At 65.2% G+C, this 18,288-nt stretch carries 18 protein-coding genes; 11 read left to right on the forward strand and 7 right to left on the reverse strand.

Annotation, left to right across the window (positions count from 1 at the left end; genetic code table 11):
• Window positions 1-21: 21 nt before the first annotated feature.
• Both BS38_RS0100755 and BS38_RS0100760 read right to left on the reverse strand, forming a co-directional pair.
• Entirely contained in the window at window positions 22-1,116 is a 1,095-nt protein-coding gene (locus BS38_RS0100755; RefSeq protein WP_028269060.1) for a bifunctional glycosyltransferase family 2/GtrA family protein, read from the reverse strand.
• 9 nt (window positions 1,117-1,125) lie between these two features.
• Window positions 1,126-2,112: a phosphodiester glycosidase family protein gene (locus BS38_RS0100760; RefSeq protein WP_028269061.1), complete on the reverse strand. Its 987-nt coding sequence runs from the start codon at window positions 2,110-2,112 to the stop codon at window positions 1,126-1,128.
• 137 nt (window positions 2,113-2,249) lie between these two features.
• Between BS38_RS0100760 and BS38_RS0100765 the strand changes: the two genes are divergently transcribed.
• Complete coding sequence (locus BS38_RS0100765; protein ID WP_028269062.1) at window positions 2,250-3,053, forward strand: thioesterase family protein; 804 nt, start codon at window positions 2,250-2,252, stop codon at window positions 3,051-3,053.
• A 29-nt stretch (window positions 3,054-3,082) separates the two neighbouring features.
• Here the strand turns inward: BS38_RS0100765 and BS38_RS0100770 are convergent, their stop codons facing one another.
• Window positions 3,083-3,472, reverse strand: coding sequence for a DUF2177 family protein (locus tag BS38_RS0100770; protein ID WP_028269063.1), 390 nt, complete (start codon window positions 3,470-3,472; stop codon window positions 3,083-3,085).
• Between the two features lie 16 nt (window positions 3,473-3,488).
• On the opposite strand from BS38_RS0100770, the gene BS38_RS0100775 reads away from it, so the two are divergent.
• On the forward strand, window positions 3,489-4,241 hold the full coding sequence (locus BS38_RS0100775; RefSeq protein WP_028269064.1) for a lipoate--protein ligase family protein: 753 nt from the start codon (window positions 3,489-3,491) through the stop codon (window positions 4,239-4,241).
• Here the strand turns inward: BS38_RS0100775 and BS38_RS0100780 are convergent.
• Window positions 4,238-4,495 (reverse strand): mycoredoxin, encoded by a 258-nt coding sequence (locus BS38_RS0100780; protein WP_011692168.1) that lies wholly within the window; start codon window positions 4,493-4,495, stop codon window positions 4,238-4,240. The genes BS38_RS0100775 and BS38_RS0100780 overlap by 4 nt on opposite strands.
• A 192-nt stretch (window positions 4,496-4,687) precedes the next feature.
• On the opposite strand from BS38_RS0100780, the gene BS38_RS0100785 reads away from it, so the two are divergent.
• Window positions 4,688-5,434, forward strand: a complete 747-nt coding sequence (locus BS38_RS0100785) for an SOS response-associated peptidase (protein WP_081818768.1) — start codon at window positions 4,688-4,690, stop codon at window positions 5,432-5,434.
• A gap of 9 nt (window positions 5,435-5,443) precedes the next feature.
• Here the strand turns inward: BS38_RS0100785 and BS38_RS0100790 are convergent, their stop codons facing one another.
• Window positions 5,444-5,866, reverse strand: a complete 423-nt coding sequence (locus tag BS38_RS0100790; protein ID WP_028269066.1) for a VOC family protein — start codon at window positions 5,864-5,866, stop codon at window positions 5,444-5,446.
• Between the two features lie 14 nt (window positions 5,867-5,880).
• On the opposite strand from BS38_RS0100790, the gene BS38_RS0100795 reads away from it, so the two are divergent.
• A complete protein-coding gene (locus BS38_RS0100795; RefSeq protein ID WP_028269067.1) occupies window positions 5,881-6,207 on the forward strand; it encodes a chorismate mutase in 327 nt (108 codons plus the stop codon).
• Between the two features lie 40 nt (window positions 6,208-6,247).
• Here the strand turns inward: BS38_RS0100795 and BS38_RS0100800 are convergent, their stop codons facing one another.
• Window positions 6,248-6,634, reverse strand: coding sequence for a hypothetical protein (locus tag BS38_RS0100800; protein WP_028269068.1), 387 nt, complete (start codon window positions 6,632-6,634; stop codon window positions 6,248-6,250).
• A gap of 409 nt (window positions 6,635-7,043) precedes the next feature.
• Here BS38_RS0100800 and BS38_RS24090 point away from each other — a divergent pair, with 409 nt between their 5' ends.
• The 7 genes from BS38_RS24090 (at window position 7,044) to pdxS (ending at window position 16,080) form a co-directional block, all read left to right on the forward strand.
• Window positions 7,044-7,595 (forward strand): GNAT family N-acetyltransferase, encoded by a 552-nt coding sequence (locus BS38_RS24090; protein ID WP_331280036.1) that lies wholly within the window; start codon window positions 7,044-7,046, stop codon window positions 7,593-7,595.
• 194 nt (window positions 7,596-7,789) lie between these two features.
• The gene (locus BS38_RS0100810; RefSeq protein ID WP_028269069.1) at window positions 7,790-8,116 is read left to right on the forward strand and encodes a DUF6504 family protein; all 327 of its coding nucleotides are present in this window, start codon (window positions 7,790-7,792) and stop codon (window positions 8,114-8,116) included.
• Window positions 8,113-11,613, forward strand: coding sequence for a DNA polymerase III subunit alpha (locus BS38_RS0100815; RefSeq protein ID WP_028269070.1), 3,501 nt, complete (start codon window positions 8,113-8,115; stop codon window positions 11,611-11,613). The genes BS38_RS0100810 and BS38_RS0100815 overlap by 4 nt, the downstream gene beginning before the upstream one ends.
• 142 nt (window positions 11,614-11,755) lie before the next feature.
• Complete coding sequence (gene thrS / locus BS38_RS0100820; RefSeq protein WP_028269071.1) at window positions 11,756-13,765, forward strand: threonine--tRNA ligase; 2,010 nt, start codon at window positions 11,756-11,758, stop codon at window positions 13,763-13,765.
• 16 nt (window positions 13,766-13,781) lie between these two features.
• The gene (locus tag BS38_RS0100825) at window positions 13,782-14,372 is read left to right on the forward strand and encodes an HIT family protein (RefSeq protein ID WP_028269072.1); all 591 of its coding nucleotides are present in this window, start codon (window positions 13,782-13,784) and stop codon (window positions 14,370-14,372) included.
• Window positions 14,365-14,988, forward strand: coding sequence for a phosphatidylinositol phosphate synthase (gene pgsA / locus BS38_RS0100830; RefSeq protein ID WP_028269073.1), 624 nt, complete (start codon window positions 14,365-14,367; stop codon window positions 14,986-14,988). Before BS38_RS0100825 ends, pgsA begins: the two co-directional genes overlap by 8 nt.
• 165 nt (window positions 14,989-15,153) lie before the next feature.
• Entirely contained in the window at window positions 15,154-16,080 is a 927-nt protein-coding gene (pdxS, locus tag BS38_RS0100835) for a pyridoxal 5'-phosphate synthase lyase subunit PdxS (RefSeq protein ID WP_011692158.1), read from the forward strand.
• A gap of 134 nt (window positions 16,081-16,214) precedes the next feature.
• Here pdxS and BS38_RS0100840 read toward each other — a convergent pair whose 3' ends face one another.
• The gene (locus BS38_RS0100840; RefSeq protein WP_028269074.1) at window positions 16,215-18,227 is read right to left on the reverse strand and encodes a M3 family metallopeptidase; all 2,013 of its coding nucleotides are present in this window, start codon (window positions 18,225-18,227) and stop codon (window positions 16,215-16,217) included.
• Window positions 18,228-18,288: the final 61 nt, after the last annotated feature.

The raw sequence follows: 18,288 nt of genomic DNA on the forward strand, positions 1-18,288 counted from the left end.
GTGCGGGTGCTGTGATGGAACCTAGGCCGGAATATGAGTGTTTGCCGGGAGTTCACCTGCTGTTTTCGCCGAGCCTTTGCCTTTGGCTTTCCCTGCTTTCCTCCCGGAAAAGAGGTACCGCTGCTGCACCGCGTAGCTGGTGGCCAGCAAGGCGATTTCGGCAAGGATCTTGGCGGCGGGCATGGGCAGGTACAGCGCTTCCAGGGCGGCGATCAAGCCGTAATTGGCGGCCAGCAGCACTGCCACCAGGGTGAAGTAGCGGACGCCGGTCCGGGCGGCGGGCTTCTCGCGCCCGCGCCGGAATACCAGCTGCCGGTTGACGGCGAAGTTGACGGCCGAACTTACGGCCCGGGCGCCCACCACTGCCAGCAGCAGGGAGTCGGTGGCGGCCGTGAGGACCAGGAACATCAGGGTGTCCACCAGGAACGCCGTGAAGGATGACGCCAGGAACTTCAGCAGCGGGGCATAGATCCGGGCGGAGTCCGCCACCGGCCTGAAGTGCGAACCCGAGTTGTGGTCAAGGTACACGGTCGCGATGTCCACGGTGCTGATGGCGTACCCCGCCTGTTTGGCTTCCAGCAGCAGGTTCAGCTCGTACTCGTAGCGCTCGCCGTGGACGGACCGGAGCCAGGCCAGCATGGAGGCGGGATAGCCGCGGAGGCCCGTCTGGGTGTCGGAAATCCGCTGGCCGGTCGCGAGCGTGAACAGCAGCCGGGTGGCGTTGTTGCCGAACCTGCTGCGGGCCGGGACGTTGCCGGTGAAGCTTCGGGTGCCCAGGACCATGGCAGGTGAGCCGGGTTTCACAGCTGCCGCCACCCTGAGGATGTCCACGATGGTGTGCTGTCCGTCGCTGTCGGCGCAGACCACGTTGCGGCCCGGGAGGTGGTCGGCGATGAAACCGAAGCCGGTCTTGAGGGCGAAGCCCTTGCCGCGGTTGGTGGCGTAGCCGACGACGTGGCACCCGAGTGCCTTGACGCCGTCGAACACGTCCCGGTAGGCGGGGCCGCTGCCGTCATCAACCACCACCACCGTTGCCCATGGTTCCGCGTCGCGGATGGAGCGGATGAGGTCGGGCAGCTGGCGGTCCGGCTCGTAGGCCGGGATCAGGATGATCATGTCTGCCGCCTACTGCGCGATGTACAGGATGTCTGAGGTGCCGCGTTCCTTGTTCTCGCCCAGGGGGTTGTTGACCAGCTCCCCGTTGAAGTACATCGTGGAGGACCCGCCGCCGTCGATGTTGTACGCGGTAGTGGCGCCGAGGCCCTGCATGATTTCAGCCAGCCCGGTCATCGTCACGCCGGCGCTGTAGCCGGGGCTCCGGCCGTCCACCACCACGAAGACGAGATGGTTTTCGTTGATGATGCCGACGGCGGTGCGCGGCTGTTCGCCCTGGATGGAGTGGTTGCCGAAGTTGGTGTCCACCTCCACGTCCTCGATTCCTTCGGCGACTTCGCCGTCGTTCAACAGGGACGGACCGAAGGAGAGGGTGTTCCAGACCCCGTCGGCCAGCAGTTGCTCGGCGGTGGTGGCGGTTTCGTCGTACACCTTGACGGTGCCGTCGCGGTAGAAGGCCAGTCCTTGCCGGGCGCCCTCGTCGCGGAACACCACGCCGTTGCGGATCACGATGCCGGTGTCGCGGAAGCCGTAGTAGTCGCCGTTGATGGCGAACACCGCGTTGTTGGCATCGGCGATCTGGGACGTGGTCTCGGTGATGTTTTCGCCGAAGCTGTCGTTGGCGAACGCCGACCGGAGCGTGGTGGCGTCATCGAGTACGACGTCGGCAACGTAGTAGGTGACGGTGCTGTCGCCGGTGCCGGTGGTCACCGTGGAGATGTTGATGTTGGAACTGTCGGAAACATAGGAGGTGTCGGTGGCGACCGCGGCAGTGGCGCCGCCTGGTGCGGCGGTGGACCCGGTGGTGCTGCCGGCTGCGGTACTGCTTTGGCTGGCCTGGTAGGCGGAGACGTCCGAGATCTCCACGTGCTGGACCACAAAGCGGTCCAGCGCCCAGGCGGTGGCTCCGCCGGCGGACAGGGTGAGGGCGACGGCCCCGGCGACGACGGCGCGCCGGACGCGGCCGCCTTTGCGTTTTTCGTTCGTGAGAGGAGTCATGCCATTATTTCTAGGCTTCGGACTTATGCCGGCCATGAGGCCTGGTTATGAGCAAGCTGTGAGGATGAGGGCAAGCTGTGAGCCGTCTAGCGATAGTGTGTTCTGGGATCATCACCAGCCATGCGAAAGGGTCGACGTTGACTGCTGCACTTCCGGAACTCGCCGAAGGGGAGTTCTACTACGAGTCATTGGGCGGCGGACGGTTCCGTTCCACGATCCACGCCCAAGGTGCCTGGAACGAGCATGAGCAGCACATGGCGCCCGCATCCGGGATCATGGCGGACTGCCTGGAGCGGCATGCGCCGCGGGACGACGTCAGGATGGCGCGGCTGAGCTACGAGATCCTGGGGCTGATCCCTGGCGGCGAATTTGAAGTCGTCACCACCACCCTCCGCCCGGGCCGCACCATCGAACTGCTGCAGGCCGAACTTGTGGCCGAGGGGCGCGTGGCCATCCGCCTCACCGCGTGGCGGATGATCACGTCCGATACTTCGGCAGTCGCCGCCGTCGAAGATCCCTGCATTCCCGGACCGGAAAAGTGCTCGCCGTATGATGCCGCGACCGTCTGGCCGGGGGGCTACATCCGGTCCCTGGAAATGCGCGTTGCCGACGGACACCGCCCTGGCTCCGGGACAGTCTGGATACGCACCGCGCACCCGCTGACGGACAAGGCCGACAGCGGCGACCTGGCGCGGCTCATGGGCCTGGTGGACACCGCCAACGGAATAGCGGCGCGGGTACCGCCGGGGAAGGACAGCTACGCGTTCCCCAACCTGGACCTGCAGATCCACATGTACCGGAAACCCGCCGGCGACTGGCTGGGCCTGGACAACGCTGTTTCCTTCGGAGCTGACGGCATCGGGCTGACGTCCACGGTGCTCCACGACCTGGACGGGCCCTTCGGACGGGCAGAGCAGATCCTGACGCTCCGCAAGACGTAGTTCGCCGCGGATCCCGGCTGGTGCGGCCGCTAGTTCTTGTGGAACACCAGCCAGCCGGCCAGGGTGGCCAGGGCGGTCAGGGCTGCGCCCCAGAGGATGTCCACGATGATCAGCTGCAGCGGCCAGGTCTTCAGGGTCGCGGCGTTGGTGAGGTCGTAGGTGGCATAGGCGAAGGCGCCCAGGGCGGCGCCGTAGCCCACCGCACTGAGCCAGCTGCCGCCGTCGAGCGCGGGGCGTAGGGCGAAGAACACAATGCCGGCAATGTAGATCACGTAGAAGACCACCGCGTACCCTAGATTGGGCCGGTCGGCCAGCAGTTCACCAATCTGTCCGCGGTAAAAGGGGTTCATCGTCTTGAGCCAGATGGCGTCAATGACGGCGAAGGCGGCGGCTACGACCAGGAATTGCAGAATGACCATAAGGGAGCTTAGCAAGATGCAGCATACGGCCGGCGCACCCGCCACGCTGACCATTGTCCGGCAGGAGCAGTCGCTGGGCGCGGCGCGTGACCTGGAGTTCGGTATTGAGTTGCTGGGCATGGCGAAGACGGGGCGGATCGGCCCGACGCTCAGGCTGTACCGCCCGGCTCCGACAGTCGCCTTTGGCCAGCGCGATGCCCACCTGCCCGGCTTTGAGGCGGCAGCGCAGGCGTGCCGTGAGCTCGGATTTGAGCCGCTGGTCCGCAAGGCTGGCGGCCGGGCTGCTGCGTATCACGAGGGAACGCTGATCGTGGACCACGTGGAGCCCCATGCCGATGCCATCGCCGGCGCCAAAGGGCGTTTCGCCTTCTTCGGCGGGATGCTGGCGGATGCGCTCCGGAGCGCCGGAGTCCAGGCCGCCGTCGGCGAAATCCCGGGGGAGTACTGCCCCGGGGAGTTCAGCGTCCATGGCCTGGACCCGGCGGATCCGCTGCACCGGGTAAAACTGATCGGCACCGCCCAACGGGTGGTGTCGGGCGGCTGGCTGTTCAGCTCGGTGATCGTGGTGGAGAATTCCGCGCCGATCCGCAAGGTCCTCGAAGCCAGCTACGCAGCCCTTGGGCTTGACTGGGACCCGGCCACTGCCGGTGCCGTTGACGACCTCGTCCCCGGGCTGGACGTGGCCGCTATCGAAACTGCGGTCATCAACACCTATGCCGGGTATGCGCAGCTGGACTACGCGGATTTCGCCAGCCTGCGAGCGGGCTAGGCGGCGAGCCGGCTCTTGACTTCTGCTGCCGACGGGTTGGTGGCAGCGGTACCGTCCGGGAAGAGGACGGTGGGTACCGTGCGGTTGCCTCCGTTGAGCTGCTCCACCAGGTCGGCGGTGCCTTCGACTTCTTCGATGTTGATTTCGGTGTAGCCGATGCCCTGGGCGTCCAACTGCTTCTTCAGACGGTTGCAGTAACCGCACCAGGTGGTCGAAAACATGGTGATGGTGCCGGATTCGGGAGTGAAATCCACGGAGTTCTCCTCAGTATCGTTAGTGCTCGTCGTTATCAAAGCAGATGTCTTTTCACTCAACGGTAACCCGGCGGCCGGTATTCCCCGGGCGCCGGGGCACCGCACCCCTGTTCCGGGGCCGTCCCCGCGGGCTCCCGCCCCGCCGGGTTACGCCGGGTGACACCGCTCCGGGGCGGGTGGCATGCTGGTGCCATGTGTGGACGCTACGTGATGGCCCGGGCCGTCGGGGACCTGCTGGCAGAATTTGACGCCGAACTGGACGAGGAGCTGGTGGTTCCGCCGTCGTGGAATGTTGCTCCGACCGCCGACGTGCCCATCGTGCTGGAGCGGCTGGTGGACGGCAGTCCGGTCCGGCAGCTGCATGTGGCCCGCTGGGGCCTCGTTCCGTCCTGGGCCAAGGACCCTTCCATCGGCTCGAAGATGATCAATGCGCGAAGCGAAAGCGTCCTGGAGAAGCCAGCCTTCCGCAAGGCGACCCGGTCCCGGCGCTGCGCGGTCCCGGCGGACGGCTATTACGAATGGAAGGGTGAAGGGCGCGGCAAGCAGCCCTACTATGTGCATCCGAAGGACGGCCGGCCCCTGGTGTTCGCAGGACTCTATGAATGGTGGAAGGACCCGTCCAAGCCCGAGGGTGATCCGCAGCGGTGGATGCTGTCCACCTCCATCATGACGACGGACTCGCCGCCCGAAGGCTATGCCGGGGGAATGCTCGCCGAACTCACCGCCCTGCATGACAGGGTGCCGCTGCCCATGAACCGCGAGACGATGCAGGCATGGCTGGATCCGCAGGCGGATGACGCCGCCGGCCTGGTGGACCTGGTTCGTGCGGGTGCGCACGACGTCGCCGAAGGCTGGACCATCGATGCCGTGGGCACCGCCGTCGGGAATGTCAGAAATGACTCGCCCGAACTTATCCAGCCGGTGGGCAGCCTGTTCTAGCCGGTGACTCTAGACCGTGACGTTGCCGCCGGCGTCGACGGTCCACGTGGGATTGAAGGCGATTTCCCAGCGGAAACCGTCGGGATCGGCGAAGTACCCCGTATAGCCGCCCCACGGCTGGGTCTTCGGGGAGCCAACTACCGTTGCCCCGGCCGATTCCGCTTCCGCCATCACCCGGTCGACGTCCGCTGCGCTCCCCACGTTGTGGCTCAGCGTGATGCACGGGACGCCGGCGGGGCTGCCCACTGACGCCTCCGCCTGCATCTGGCCTGCGTCCCACAGCGAAAGAATCAGGCCGTGGTTGGCCTGGATAAAGACCACCTCGCCGGGGACTTCCCGGTGGACCGGCCAGCCCAGGCCGTCCACGTAGAAGGCTCGGGAGGCCTCGACACTGCGGACGCCCAATGAAATGAAGTCGACTCGAGGCTGCATTCTTAGATACTGTCATGCACATGCCCACAAATCACGGACACGACAAAGACGCCCAGGCCGACAGGGAACAGCTCGCGGCTGTCCGCGTGGCCGTCGATGAAGTTGACGAGCAGATTGTCACCCTGATTGCCCGCCGCGAACGTCTGATCCGGATTTCCGGGACGTTGAAGGGTGACGACGCGGAGGTCAGGGCTCCGGGCCGGGTGGAAAAGGTCATCCAACATGTCCGTGCCGCCGCCGAGAAAAAAGACATCGACCCGGACATTGTGGAGAAGACTTACCGCGCGATGATCACGGCTTTCACCGAGCTTGAGATGAAAGTGCACAACGCCAGCAGCTAGCGGCTCAAAGCGCAGCTAGCGCCTCAGGCGGATCCCACCCTCAGAGCGCTTCCTCCACGGGAACGTTCGCCTGGTATTCCCTGCCGTCGGCGTCGCTGAAGGCTGTCATCAGGTGGCCCTTTTCCAGCCCCAGGACCGTGGTCATGGGAAAGTTGCCGGTAATGGTGCTGCCGGAATGCGAAACGCCTCTGAGATCGAAATTCTCCTCAGTGCCGTCGTGGCTGAAGCAGTAGAAGGACACAGCTTCGCCGTTCATGAACTCGATTCCCATTCTTCGTTGATGGGAATGATCCGGTGTGGACGCGACGAGGCCAACGACATAGGCGCCCGCCCCGGGGATATTGCCGTCTATATCAAAAGTCGCCACCAAGGTGGAATCCTTGGCGGCGATGGCTACGTGCTTCAGGAGTGCGTCATGGGAGCTCATGGCTCAATCCTGCCCCCCTCGCCCGCGTCCGTCCACCCCTGATTCAGGTTTTGTCAGGGCTCCGGCGCAGTCGTGATTCATTAGAAGATATATTCGATTGTTTGCAGCATCGGGGTGCCCCGACCGGCCGGCGGCCTTCACGTCCAAGCCCGGCAACGGTACCGTGGGGGCCCATGACTTCTGCAGACCACTTTCTAGCGGCATACGATCGGCAACTCCGGACGGACGCGGAGACCCAGGGGGCGCTCGCCGTCGAGCGGCTGGGGCCCTTGCTGATGTGCACCTTCGCGGGCGGCCGGGGTTTCGTGACGTACCGAAATCTCGATGGAGCCGGTTCCCGGGTGATTGCCCGGTGGGTATTGGAAGCGCTCGCGCACTTCCGCTGGGATCCCTCCGTGGTGCGGGTGGAGTGGAAAACCCGCGCCATGATCATGCGCCCGGACTCCATGACGCGCTGTTGCGAAGCGGATTTGAACCCGAAGAGGAGGAGTCGATCATGATCGGCCGGGTGGCCTCCTTGATCTCAGCGGTACCACTCCCGCCCGGAGTGACCTTGCGCAAGGTGGCCGCGGAAGCGGATGTCCGCGCCATGAGCGCCATGCAGGACGAAGTTTTCGGCGGTCAGGTGTCGGATGAAAACGCCGAAGCGCTCCTGCGCCGCGTGGCGTGCGGCGACGGGATGGAGCTCTGGGTTGCCGAACATCAGGGATTGATCGTGAGCGCGGGCCGCCTGGAGCCCGTGCCTGGTACCGACTTCGCAGGAATCTGGGGCGGTGCAACGCGCGAAGAGTGGCGCAGCCAGGGGATTTACCGGGCCGTCACCGCGGCCCGGGCCCAGTCCGCTGTGAAGCTGGGAAAGAAGTTCATCCACAGCGACTCGACCAGCTACTCGCGGCCGATCCTGGAGCGCTACGGGTTTCTCCGGGTATCAACAACCACGCCGTACTGTTGGCGGCGCTGACGCCAAAACGTCCCGTAAAGCTCCTGGTTCCGGCCCCGGGAAGGCTTGTGTAGGTTTTGTCCCGGCTCCGGCGTAGAATTGATTATTCGAAGATATATTCGAAAGAATTGTTTCGAACGAATCATTTCAGAACTTCCCTGCACCGGTCCGCTCCTGCGTGGCGGCCGGGGGGAGTGCACTTCCGGGAGGCGCCGATGGGCTTGTTCAGCGAGGGTGTCGACGTCGTCTGCACGCCCGCCGGCCAGCCTTCGGCGCTCACCTGGGCCGGCCGTCATTACACTGTCTGCGCAGAGCCCGTGCGCTGGTTTGAACGCAGGCGGTGGTGGGCCGAAGAAACCCGCGCACCGCTGGGTACCGGACCGGGACTTGTGGATCACGAGATCTGGCGCGTCCAGGTCCGGCCTTCTGCTGCGAACGCGGAGCCGGAAGAAGCCCTCACCCTCGACCTGACCAGGGACATCGGCAGCGGCCGGTGGCGGTTGCTGAAAATCCACGATGCCCTGAGGCCTCGATCAGCATGAGCTTCACCCATCTTCATGTTTCCACCGCCTTCAGCGCACATTACGGGGTCTCCTGGCCGGATGAGCTTGCCCAGGCTGCCGCCGCCGACGGCGCCACCGCGCTTGCCTGCACCGACAGGAACGGCCTGTACGGCACCGTCAAACACCTCAAGGCCTGCATGGCGGCGGGACTGGATCCCGTCGTCGGGGTTGACCTTGCGGTCTATGACGACGACGGCGACCTCCGGACCCAGCTCGCGGGCCGCGTCGTCGTGCTTGCCCACGGACACAACAAGGGTGCCGGCTACCGGGCCCTCTGCCGCCTGATTTCAGACGCCCATGCCCGTACCTCCGGCAAAGCCGGGGGAGTGGTGCCCGTCGCGGTCACCCGCGCCGAAATCGCTTCCAGGGCTCTGCATCCGGAAACGCTGGAACCGGTGCTGACTGTGCTGGTGGGCCCGGACTCGGACGTTGGCAGGGCGATGAGCGGCCGCCGGTACCTTCGGCCCCGCACGTTGTTCAAGCAGTGGCTGGAGAGCATGCCCAAGGGAACCGTGGCAGCCGAAGTCGTGTCCCACCTCAGCGCTCCCGGGGAGCCCCTGAGCACCGCCCACGCCGTGCGCATGCTCAAACTCGCTGCCGAGCACGGAATTCCTGCCGTCCTGACCAACGCCGTGCGGTACTGCGCGGAGGACGGGGCCGCCACAGCGGATGTGCTGGACTCTGCCCGAACCCTGAAATCCCTGACCGAACTGACCGAGGAGCCGTTGCTTCAGCCCAACGGCCGCGGGTGGCTGAAGACATCAGCCCAAATGCTCGAGCTCGGCAAGGAAATCATCCATGCCGCCGGCTACGGCGCCACCGACCTCACCAGGCTGCTCGGCCAAACCGAGGCGCTCGCGGACCGCTGCCGGATGGACCCGGTCACGGACATGGGATGGAAACAGCCGGTGGTTCCCGAAGCTTCGGTCATCGGCATTGCCGGCGATCCGCTGGCCGAACTGACCCTGCGCTGCGAGGCCGGCATCAGCCGTCGGTTCCCGGGGATCTCAGGGCGGCCCGAGGCGGAAATGCGGGCGAGGCTGGAGCATGAACTGAGGATCATCGCCAACCTTGGCTTCGCCTCCTACTTCCTCACGGTGGCCGAGGTTTCCCGAATGATCCTGGACATGGGAGTCAGGGCGGCCGCCCGGGGTTCCGGCGCCTCCAGCCTGGTGAACTACCTGATCGACGTCAGCCAGGTGAACCCCCTGCAGCACGACCTCATTTTCGAACGGTTCCTCTCCAATGACCGGGCAACTCTTCCGGACATCGACATTGATGTGGAAAGCGCCGAGCGGCACAACGTCTACCGAAGGATCTTCGACCGCTTCGGGGCCGAGCGTGTCACCCTCATGAGCATGCAGAACGGCTACCGCGCTCGCGGTGCAGTCCGGGACGCCGGCCACGCACTGGGCATGGACGACGGCGACATCGGCGAGATCGCCAAGCAGCTGTGGCGGTTCTCGGCAAGGAACTTCCGTGAAGCCCTGGTGGAAAAACCCGAACTGAAGGAATTCGCAGGAAGGGTGGAGCAGCGCGAGTTCGCGGAAAACCAGCAACTGGACCTGCTCGTAGACCTGACCGAGAGGCTGGACCGCCTGCCACGGCACATTTCCATGCATCCCTGCGGCGTAATCCTTGGCGACGCCATGCTGCTGGACCGGACCCCCGTTCAGCCCAGCGGTCTCGGCCTGCCCATGAGCCAGTTCGATAAACACGACATGGATCCGATGGGGATGCTCAAGCTGGATGTCCTCGGCGTCCGAATGCAGAGCGCCATGGCTTTTGCCGTCCGTGAGGTGGTCCGGCTGCACCCTTCGAAGGCTGAGGTGGTGGCTGCAGGTGCCCATCCTCCCGGAGCGGACGGCACGGGACCGGACTTCATCTCAGCCGACGGGCACATTGACCTCAATGCCGTACCGCTCGATGACGAACCAACCTACGAGCTGATCCGAAGTACGCATACCCTGGGCTGTTTCCAGATCGAATCTCCCGGTCAGCGGGAACTGATCGGCAAAATGGCGCCGCGTGAATTCAACGACCTCATCATCGACATATCGCTGTTCCGCCCCGGGCCCATGAAATCGGACATGGTCCGTCCCTTCCTTGAACACCGCCACGGATTCGCGCCGGAGGTCTATCCGCACCCGGACCTCAAACCGGTGCTCCAGGAAACCCACGGCGTGACGGTCTTCCATGAGCAGATCCTGAAGACATTCGACGTCATGACCAAATGCGGGCTTGCCCGGGCTGATGAATTCCGCCGGGCCCTGGGGAACGAACTCCTGGAACCCAAAGTCGAGGAATTCTTCCGCAGGGAAGCCCGGGCGCGGGGTTACACCCCCGAGGTCGTGGACAAAGTCTGGGGAACCCTCAAGGCCTTTGGCAGCTTTGGCTTCTGCAAGGCACACGGGGCAGCCTTCGCCGTGCCCACCTATCAGTCGGCCTGGCTGAAGGCCCACCACCCCGAAGCTTTCCTCGCCGGGCTGTGGGAACACGATCCCGGCATGTATCCCAAGCGGCTCCTGGTGGCTGAAGCCCGGCGGCTGGGGATCCCCATCCTGCCCCTGGACATCAACAGGAGCCAGGCCGAGTACCGGGTGGAGCGGGTCGGATCCGGGCCTGACGGCGGGAGGCTTGGCATCCGGCTCAGCCTGAACGGCATCTACGGGCTCTCCGGGGCTGAACTGAAAAGGATCGTTGCCGGCCAGCCCTACGACTCGCTGGCAGACCTGAGGGCTCGCTCCAGGCTGAGCAAGCCCAGCATCAAGCGGCTTGCCCAGCTGGGAGCTTTCGATGCGCTGCACCGGGAATCCGGCGGAGCCGCCAACCGGGCAGACCTCGTCCAGCACCTCCAGACCCTCCAGAACCGCCCGGGCAAGAAGGGCATTGAGGTCATCGAGGGCCAGCTGTCCCTGCCTCTTGGCGACGTTGAACTCAAGAACCTGAAGGCCGAACTTCCTGCTCCAAGCATGATCGAAAACGTGCGGGCCGAACTTGACCTGATGGCGGTGGATGTCAGCGAACACCTGATGGCCAGCCACCGGCCCCTGCTCGACCGGCTGGGCGTGACCACCGCGGATAAGCTCCTGGGACTCCGGAACGGCACCGAAGTGTTGGTGGCCGGGGTCCGGATTGCCACACAGACACCGCCGATGCGCGGCGGGCGCCGGGTGGTGTTCATCAGCATCGACGACGGAACAGGCTGCGTGGACTCCGTGTTCTTCCATGAGGCCCAGGAACTGGCAGGACCGTTGCTGTTCGGCACCCGCCTGCTCCTGATCCGTGGAAACACCCGCAGGACCGGGCCCCGCGGGATCAGCATCAGCGCCACCATGGCCTGGGACCTCAGCCGCACCGAGACCCTCCCGTACCGGGAGCAGCAATCCACCGGCACCTGGGAACCTGCCCTCCAAGTACGGGGGCCGCTGGACGGAATCAGCCGCAACCTGGCCATCACGGGGCTTGGCAGCTGAACCCCAACTCCGGAAGGGCGGGGACGCGCGGCCCGGCCGCCGCTTTGGTCGGCCTCTCTCCCAACCGATAGCATGGACGAGGCTGGCTGTGGTCCCCGTACGCCACAAGCTACGAAGCCTTAACTTTGAATAGGAGACACCCGTGTCAGATGCCCAGCAGATCACCCTCATCGTCGACGGCGAAGAGACCAAGGTGACTACCGGGACCACCGGCGCGGAACTCTTTTTTGAGCGCCGCGACGTCGTTGTCGCCCGAGTAAACGGCGAACTGAAAGACCTCGACCAGCCGCTCCCCGAGGGCGCGGACATCGAAGGGGTCACCATCGATTCCCCGGACGGCCTCAACGTCCTCCGGCACTCGACCGCCCACGTCATGGCCCAGGCCGTGCAGCAGCTGCGTCCCGACGCCAAGCTCGGCATCGGTCCCTACATCACCGACGGCTTCTACTTCGACTTCGACGTCGCCGAGCCGTTCACCCCGGAAGACCTGAAGACCCTGGAAAAGATGATGCTCAAAATCATCAACCAGAACCAGAAGTTCGTCCGCCGCGTGGTGTCCGAGGACGAAGCCCGCGAAGCCATGAAGGACGAGCCCTACAAGCTGGAACTGCTGGGCAAGAAGAACGACGCCGCAGACGCCGGCGAAGGCGTCAACGTCGAGGTGGGCGCCGGCGACATCACCATCTACGACAACGTGGACCGCAAGAGCGGGGACAGCGTCTGGTGCGACCTGTGCCGCGGCCCCCACCTGCCCAACACCAAGCTCATCTCCAACGCCTTCGCCCTGACCCGGTCCTCCGCCGCCTACTGGCTGGGCAACCAGAACAACCAGCAGCTGCAGCGCATCTACGGCACCGCCTGGCCCACCAAGGACGCACTCAAGGCCTACCAGGAGCGCATCGCCGAGGCCGAGCGCCGCGACCACCGCAAGCTCGGTGCCGAGCTGGACCTCTTCTCCTTCCCGGACGAGCTGGGATCCGGCCTGCCGGTGTTCCACCCCAAGGGCGGCATCATCCGCAAGGCCATGGAGGATTACTCCCGCCAGCGGCACGTCGATGCAGGGTACGAGTTCGTCTACACCCCGCACATCACCAAGGGGCACCTGTACGAGGTCTCGGGCCACCTGGACTGGTACAAGGAGGGCATGTTCCCGGCGATGCACATCGACGCGGAACTCAATGAGGACGGCACCGTGCGCAAGCCCGGCCAGGACTACTACCTGAAGCCGATGAACTGCCCCATGCACAACCTGATCTTCCGTTCCCGCGGACGCTCCTACCGCGAACTGCCCCTGCGGCTGTTCGAATTCGGTTCGGTATACCGCTACGAAAAGTCGGGCGTGGTGCACGGCCTGACCCGAGTGCGCGGCATGACACAGGACGACGCCCACATCTACTGCACCCGCGAGCAGATGAAGGATGAGCTCACCACCACGCTGAACTTCGTCCTGGGCCTGCTCAAGGACTACGGCCTGGACGACTTCTACCTGGAGCTTTCCACCAAGAACGAAGACAAGTTCGTGGGCGACGACGCCACCTGGGAGGAAGCAACCCGCACCCTCGCCGAAGTGGCCGAAGCCTCGGGCCTGGAGCTCGTCCCGGACCCGGGCGGAGCCGCGTTCTACGGCCCGAAGATCTCCGTCCAGGCGAAGGACGCCCTCGGCCGCACCTGGCAGATGTCCACCATCCAGCTGGACTTCAACCTGCCTGAGCGCTTCGAACTCGAGTTCCAGGCCGCCGACGGCACCCGCCAGCGCCCGGTGATGATCCACCGCGCCCTGTTCGGTTCCGTGGAACGGTTCATGGGTGTACTGACTGAGCACTATGCCGGCGCTTTCCCGGCATGGCTCGCACCGGTGCAGGTGGTGGGCGTCCCCGTGGCGGAGGCCTTCAACGACTACATGTTCGACGTCGTGGGCCAGCTTAAGGCCGCCGGTATCCGTGCGGAGGTGGACATCTCCTCCGACCGGTTCCCGAAGAAGATCCGCACCGCCAGCAAGGACAAGATTCCGTTCGTCCTCATTGCCGGTGGCGAGGACGCCGAGGCCGGAGCAGTCTCGTTCCGGTTCCGCGACGGCAGCCAGGACAACGGCGTGCCGGTGGCCGAAGCTGTCCAGAGGATTGTCGACGCCGTCCGCAACCGGACCAGCTAGCGGAATGGCAGGCGACGTGCAGGAGAACACAGGCGCTGGCGGAGGATATCCGGGCGACGGCGACGTGACCGATGAATTCGGTCTGGCCGGCGTTCCGGACGCTTTCCAGCGCCTGTGGACCCCGCACCGCATGGCCTACATCAAGGGCGGGCAGCACCAGTTCAAGAACAAGGATGACTGCCCGTTCTGTGTGGCCCCTGCCCGCAGTGACGAAGACTCCCTGATTGTCTACCGCGGGCGCACCGCCTACGTGGTCCTGAACCTTTTCCCGTACAACCCGGGCCACCTGCTGATCTGCCCTTACCGGCACGTTCCGGACTACACGGACCTGACCGTGGAGGAAACCGCGGAATTCGCGGCGCTGACCCAGGCCTCGATGCGGGTCCTGCGCAAGGTGTCCAACCCCGGAGGGTTCAACCTCGGCATGAACCAGGGCGTGGTGGGAGGGGCCGGAATCGCCGGCCACCTGCACCAGCACGTCGTTCCGCGCTGGGGCGGGGACGGCAACTTTTTCCCCATCATCGCCCAGACAAAGGCAATCACGCAGACGCTCGGCGAGGTCCGCCAGCAGGTCGCCGAGGCCTGGCCGGAGGACGAGCATGCTTAACCGGCATGCCCGCGGGTTTTTCACCGCACTGTTCTCCCCGCTTGCCCGGTGGCTCCTGAAGATCGGTGTTTCGCCCGATGCCATCACCATCGTGGGGACGGCAGGCGTGGTGGTGGGCGCCCTGGTGTTCTACCCGCTGGGTCAGCTGTGGTGGGGAACGCTGTTTATTACGGCCTTCATTTTCTCCGACGTCCTTGACGGCATCATGGCCCGGATGCAGGAGCGGGGCGGGCGCTGGGGCAACTTCCTGGATTCCACCCTGGACCGGGTTGCCGACGGCGCCCTGTTTGCCGGTCTTGGCATCTGGTTCTTCACGGGAGGCGCGGACCACGCGATCGCCATCGCCGCCGTCGTGTGCCTGGTGCTTGGCATGGTGGTCTCCTATGCGCGGGCCAAGGCCGAGGCTCTCGGCTTCCACGCAAACGTCGGCATTGCCGAGCGCGCCGAACGGCTGGTGTCTGTTCTGGTGGTCACCGGATTCACCGGGCTCGGGCTCCCCAGCGTGGTCCTGCTGGTGACCCTGACCCTCCTGGCCGCGGCCAGCCTGGTGACCGTGGTCCAGCGGATCGCCACCGTGCACCGGCAGTCGCTGGAGGAGACGGGACTGCCGGGGTAACCCGAATTCAGCAGCGTCGCAGCGTGGGACTAGTATTAGCAGTACCTGGTCATTGGATCCGGTAATCCGGTGTGCGCGCGGCGTGGCTTTCCCGTCTGTGCTGCCGCCTGCGCCGGGACCGAGAGACCGGATCTACGTAACATCTAGCTACCCATAGGGGTTTTTGTGTCTACACCTGATGTAAGCAGCGAAGCCGGCTCGTCCGCCAACAGCGTCACGGGCAGCAACCGCGTCAAGCGCGGCATGGCCGAGATGCTCAAGGGCGGCGTCATCATGGACGTCGTCAACGTCGAACAGGCCCGCATCGCCGAAGACGCCGGTGCCGTGGCCGTGATGGCGCTGGAACGCGTTCCGGCCGATATCCGGGCCCAGGGCGGCGTGTCCCGCATGTCCGATCCGGACATGATCGACAAGATCATCGAAGCCGTGTCCGTGCCGGTCATGGCCAAGGCCCGGATCGGCCACTTCGTCGAAGCCCAGGTCCTGCAGTCCCTCGGCGTGGACTACATCGACGAGTCCGAGGTCCTGACCCCGGCCGACTACGTCAACCACATCGACAAGTGGAACTTCAAGGTTCCCTTCGTCTGTGGCGCCACCAACCTCGGTGAGGCCCTGCGCCGCATCAACGAGGGCGCGGCCATGATCCGCTCCAAGGGCGAGGCCGGCACCGGCGACGTCTCCAACGCCACCGGCCACATGCGCCAGATCCGTTCCGAGATCGCCAAGCTCGCCGCCCTTCCCGAGGACGAGCTTTACGTCGCGGCCAAGGAACTGCAGGCCCCGTACGAACTGGTCAAGGAAGTCGCTGCCGCCGGCAAGCTCCCGGTGGTGCTGTTCACCGCGGGCGGCATCGCCACCCCGGCCGACGCCGCGATGATGATGCAGCTCGGCGCTGACGGCGTGTTCGTCGGCTCCGGCATTTTCAAGTCCGGCAACCCGGCCCAGCGCGCCGCCGCCGTCGTGAAGGCCACCACCTTCTTCGATGACCCGGACGTCATCGCCAAGGCCTCCCGCGGCCTGGGCGAAGCCATGGTGGGCATCAACGTGGACGAGATCCCGCAGCCGCACCGCCTCGCCGAGCGCGGCTGGTAACAGCTTCACAAGCAGTACGACGCCGGGCGGTCACCTTGTTGGTGACCGCCCGGCGTCGTTGTTTCCCCGTCGGTTGCTCCCTAACTGCCCTTATCGGCGCCTAAAACGGCGTCCACGGAGCAATCGATGAAAGGTCAGTCCAAACCGCGGCGCTTCAGCAGCGGCTCCAGCCTCGCGTCCCGGCCGCGGAAGGCACGGAACGAGTCCAGCGGTTCGCGGCTGTTGCCGCGGGAGAGCAGTTCAGCCCGGAAGAAGTCGCCGTTGGCACGGCTGAGTCCGCCGTTTTCCTTGAACCATTCAACGGTGTCCGCATCCAGTACTTCGCTCCAGATGTAGGAGTAGTACCCTGCGGCGTAACCGTCGCCGGCGAAGATGTGCTGGAAATAGCCGGTCCGGTACCGCGGCGGAATCAGGCTGTGTGCCACCCCGGCCGCGGCGAGGGCCTTGGCTTCGAACGCCAGGACGTCCGCCGGGACCCCGGATTCGTCCAGGACATGCCAGGCGAGGTCCAGCAGCGCCGCGCCCAGGTACTCCGTGGTGCCGAAGCCTTCGCCCCACAGCTGCGATTCGTTGAGCTTGTCCACGATGTCCTGGGCAAGGGGCTCGCCGGTCACATGGTGGCGGGCATAATTGGCCAGCACCTCAGGCCACATGATCCACATTTCGTTGACCTGGGACGGGTACTCCACAAAATCGCGCGGAACGGCGGTCCCGGAGAACCGGGGGAAGGTCACGTTGGAAAACAGTCCGTGCAGGGCATGGCCGAATTCGTGGAACGCGGTCCGGAGCTCGTCCAGGGTCAGCAGCGTCGGCTCGCCCGCCGGAGGCTTGGAAATGTTCAGGTTGTTGATCACCACCGGCTTGGTACCCAGCAGCGCGGACTGATCCACTAGCGAGTTCATCCAGGCGCCGCCGCGTTTGGACTCGCGGGAATAGTAGTCGCCCAGGAACAGGCCCAGTTCGGAGCCGTCCTCGTTGCGGACCTCCCAGACCCGGACATCGGGGTGGTAGCCCTTGAGGTCGGGCCGCTCGTGGAAGGTGACACCGTACAGGGAAGTCGCGGCGTAGAAGACACCGTCGCGAAGGACGCGGTCCAGTTCGAAGTAGGGCCGCAGCGCCTGCTCGTCGACGCTGTACCGCTCCCGCCGCACCTTCGCGGAATAGTACGCCCAGTCCCACGCCTCGAGCGGATGGCCTGCAACCTCTGCAAGGGCGGCCGCCTCGGCGTCGGCATTCCGGACCGCCGCAGGTGCCAACCGGTTCATCATCGACTGCACGGCCTCAAAATCAGGGGCAGTCTGCCGGTCAACGGTGAGTTCGGCGTAGTTGGCGAATCCCAGAAGCCGGGCCTTCTCCGCCCGGAGCGCCACCATGGACTTCACCAGGTCCCTCACATCCAGGCTGCCCCCGCTGCTGCCGCGGCTGATGGACGCCTCGTAGAGCCGGCGGCGGACCTCGCGGTTTTCCAGGGATGCCATGGCGGGCTGGTTGCTGGGCTGGATCAGGGTGAGCAGGTACTTGCCGTCGTGTCCGGCTGCCCGGGCGGCTTCGGCGGCGCTGGCAATGTCATCCGCCGGCAGCCCGGACAGCTCAACGGCATCGTCGAGCAGCAGGGCCGAGGTCTTCATGGCTTCCTTGACGCGCTGCCCGAATTCGGTGCCCAACCGGGACAGCTCTGCGTTCACCGCCCTCAGCCGGTCCTGGCCGGCATCCTCGAGCTGGATCCCGGACTGGCGGAACTCCTTGAGGTACTCCTCCACGAGCCTGGCTGATTCATCGTCGAGGCCGGTGGTGTCCACGGCGGCGAACCGGTCAAAGAGCCGCCGGTTCATGTAGACGGCATCCTGGTGGGCGGAAAACTCCGGGGACAGCTCGGTTTCGAGTGCCCGGATGCCGTCCGAGGCGTCCGCCGAGACCAGGGTGAAAAACGATGCGGCAGCGCGCTGGAGGAGCTGCCCGGAGCGTTCCATTGCCAGGACGGTATTTTCGAAGGCGGCGGGTTCGGTGTTGTCCACAATGGCCTGAACTTCGGCGAGGTGTTCCGCCAGGCCGGACCGGACCGCTTCGGAATAGTCGGCCTCGTCGATCTCGGCAAACGGGGGGAGCCCGAACGGCAAAGGACTGGGAGTAAGGAGGGGGTTGGTCATGAAGCAACACTTTCATGTAACCGGACGGTTCTCAATGGTGATTTGACGGGCTGCCGGGATT

It is taken from the genome of Arthrobacter sp. UNC362MFTsu5.1 (genome assembly GCF_000685965.1).
GTDB lineage: Bacteria > Actinomycetota > Actinomycetes > Actinomycetales > Micrococcaceae > Arthrobacter.

Bases quoted from the DNA above. Each gene is read 5' to 3' on its own strand.
- BS38_RS0100770 (WP_028269063.1), bottom strand. From the start codon at position 3,472: ATGGTCATTCTGCAATTCCTGGTCGTAGCCGCCGCCTTCGCCGTCATT.
- BS38_RS0100775 (WP_028269064.1), top strand. From the start codon at position 3,489: ATGCAGCATACGGCCGGCGCACCCGCCACGCTGACCATTGTCCGGCAG.
- pgsA (WP_028269073.1), top strand. From the start codon at position 14,365: ATGCTTAACCGGCATGCCCGCGGGTTTTTCACCGCACTGTTCTCCCCG.
- BS38_RS0100790 (WP_028269066.1), bottom strand. From the start codon at position 5,866: ATGCAGCCTCGAGTCGACTTCATTTCATTGGGCGTCCGCAGTGTCGAG.
- BS38_RS0100815 (WP_028269070.1), top strand. From the start codon at position 8,113: ATGAGCTTCACCCATCTTCATGTTTCCACCGCCTTCAGCGCACATTAC.
- BS38_RS0100810 (WP_028269069.1), top strand. From the start codon at position 7,790: ATGGGCTTGTTCAGCGAGGGTGTCGACGTCGTCTGCACGCCCGCCGGC.
- BS38_RS0100755 (WP_028269060.1), bottom strand. From the start codon at position 1,116: ATGATCATCCTGATCCCGGCCTACGAGCCGGACCGCCAGCTGCCCGAC.
- BS38_RS0100800 (WP_028269068.1), bottom strand. From the start codon at position 6,634: ATGAGCTCCCATGACGCACTCCTGAAGCACGTAGCCATCGCCGCCAAG.
- BS38_RS0100795 (WP_028269067.1), top strand. From the start codon at position 5,881: ATGCACATGCCCACAAATCACGGACACGACAAAGACGCCCAGGCCGAC.
- BS38_RS0100785 (WP_081818768.1), top strand. From the start codon at position 4,688: ATGTGTGGACGCTACGTGATGGCCCGGGCCGTCGGGGACCTGCTGGCA.
- BS38_RS0100840 (WP_028269074.1), bottom strand. From the start codon at position 18,227: ATGACCAACCCCCTCCTTACTCCCAGTCCTTTGCCGTTCGGGCTCCCC.
- BS38_RS0100760 (WP_028269061.1), bottom strand. From the start codon at position 2,112: ATGACTCCTCTCACGAACGAAAAACGCAAAGGCGGCCGCGTCCGGCGC.